At 73.2% G+C, this 1954-nt stretch carries 1 protein-coding gene and 1 pseudogene; both read left to right on the top strand.

Annotation, left to right across the window (positions count from 1 at the left end):
• A partial coding sequence (locus G3I40_RS18820) for a CDP-glycerol glycerophosphotransferase family protein (RefSeq protein WP_239091811.1) occupies nucleotides 1-1444 on the top strand: 1444 nt, incomplete at its 5' end.
• A gap of 63 nt (nucleotides 1445-1507) precedes the next feature.
• A pseudogene (locus G3I40_RS18825) lies at nucleotides 1508-1954 on the top strand (glycosyltransferase family 39 protein); the annotation flags it as partial.

The following is a 1954-nucleotide window of genomic DNA, read 5'->3' on the forward strand; positions in this document are numbered from 1 at the left end:
CGTGGAGCGCTACGGGGAACTGCTGGCCGCCACCGCGGACGCGCCCCGCGTCTTCCCGGTCGCCGTCGGCCGCGTCCTCGACGTCCTCGACGACCCCTCGCGCACCGGCCCCGCCGACCGCCCCGGACTGTTCCGCCTCGCCGTCGAACTGCACCGCGCCCACCGCCCGGCCGGCCACATGCCGAAGGACGCGCGCGAGCAGGCCGTCGCCGCCGGGTCCTGGTCCGCGTACCAGAAGCAGGAGAAGGCCAAGGGCCTGAAGAAGACGGTGAGTTCGGCCCTCGCACGGCACAAGCGGACACTGCGCACCCGCGTCATGAAGGCCGCCTACCGCGCCGACCTGCGCACCACGCGCCTCGACCCGGACCTCGCGGTGTACGGCGCGTACTGGAACCGCGGCGTCAGCTGCAACCCGGCCGCGATCCACGCCCAGGCCCGCCGGACCGCCCCGCACATCAAGGGCGTCTTCGTCGTCTCCTCGCGGCACAAGGACCGCGTGCCGGACGGCGTCCCGTACGTCATCGAGGGCTCGCGCCGCTACTGGCAGACCATGGCCACCGCGACGTACCTGATCAACAACTCGTCCTTCCCCGGCGGCTTCACCAAGCGCCCCGGCCAGGTCTACCTCCAGACCCACCACGGCACCCCGCTGAAGAAGATGGGCCTCGACCAGCGCCGCTACCCGGCCGGCACGCACGGCATCAGCTTCGCCAAGGTCCTCGCCCACACCGACCAGTGGGACTACAGCCTCTCCGCCAACCCGCACTCCACGCAGGTCTGGGAGCGCGTGTACCCGTCGGCGGCGTACGCCCCGCTGGAGCTCGGCTACCCGAGGAACGACGTCTACTTCACCACCGAACAGGACCGGATCAGCAAGATCCGCGCGGAGCTGGGCATCGCCGACGGGCAGCGGGCGATCCTCTACGCCCCCACCCACCGCGACTACCAGAAGGGCTTCCTGCCCCGCCTCGACCTCGCCCGGTTCGCCGACGCCCTCGGCGACGACCACGTCGTCCTGGTCCGCGCCCACTACTTCTACGGCGACCGGGCCGGGCTCGCCGACGCCCACCCCCGTCTGCGCGACGTCACCGGCCACCACCGCGTCGAGGACCTGTGCCTGGCCGCCGACGCGCTGGTCACCGACTACTCGTCGCTGATGTTCGACTACGCCTGCCTGGACCGCCCGATCGTCACCTACGCCCCCGACTGGCAGGCGTACCGGCTGGCCCGCGGCACCTACTTCGACCTGCTGTCCGGCCTGCCGGGCGACACCCCCGGCGCGGTCGCCACGACCGAGGAGGAGCTCGTCGCCCTCTTCCGCGACGGCGGCGCGGACACCGCCGCGACGACCCGGCTGCGCGCCGCGTTCCGGGACCGGTTCTGCGCGTACGACGACGGGGGCGCGGCCGAGCGGGTCGTACGGAAGCTGTTTCTGAACGGGTGACGTTTGCGCGGCACGGGCCGCTGGAGCGCGGGCATTCGTCAGTCTGTCGTACAAGCTCGGCCCATGCCGTTGATCACGCAGGTCACAGCCGGGCGCGCCCGCACCCTGGCCGTCGGCGTCCCCGGCGCCACCGCGCTGCTGCTGGCGCTGTGGCACGTGGACCGGGGGACGATGTGGCGCGACGAGGCCGCCACCGTCATGGTCGCCTCGCGCAGCCTGTCCCAGCTGTGGCACGTGCTCGGCACGATCGACGCCGTCCACGGCCTCTACTACCTGCTCATGCACTTCCTGCTGCCGCTGCACCCGGGCGAGGTCATGCTCCGGCTGCCCTCCGTGCTCGGCGCGGCCGCGACGGCCTGCCTGGTCGCCGCGCTCGGGACGCGCCTGGTGCGGCCGCGCGTCGGCCTGTGGGCGGGGCTGCTCTACGCGATCGCCCCGTTCGCCCAGTACTACGCCCAGGAGGGCCGCTCCTACGCGCTCGTCGCGGCCGGCGCCGCGGGGGCCACGCTG

The sequence above is a fragment of the Streptomyces sp. SID14478 genome, from assembly GCF_010548525.1.
GTDB lineage: Bacteria > Actinomycetota > Actinomycetes > Streptomycetales > Streptomycetaceae > Streptomyces.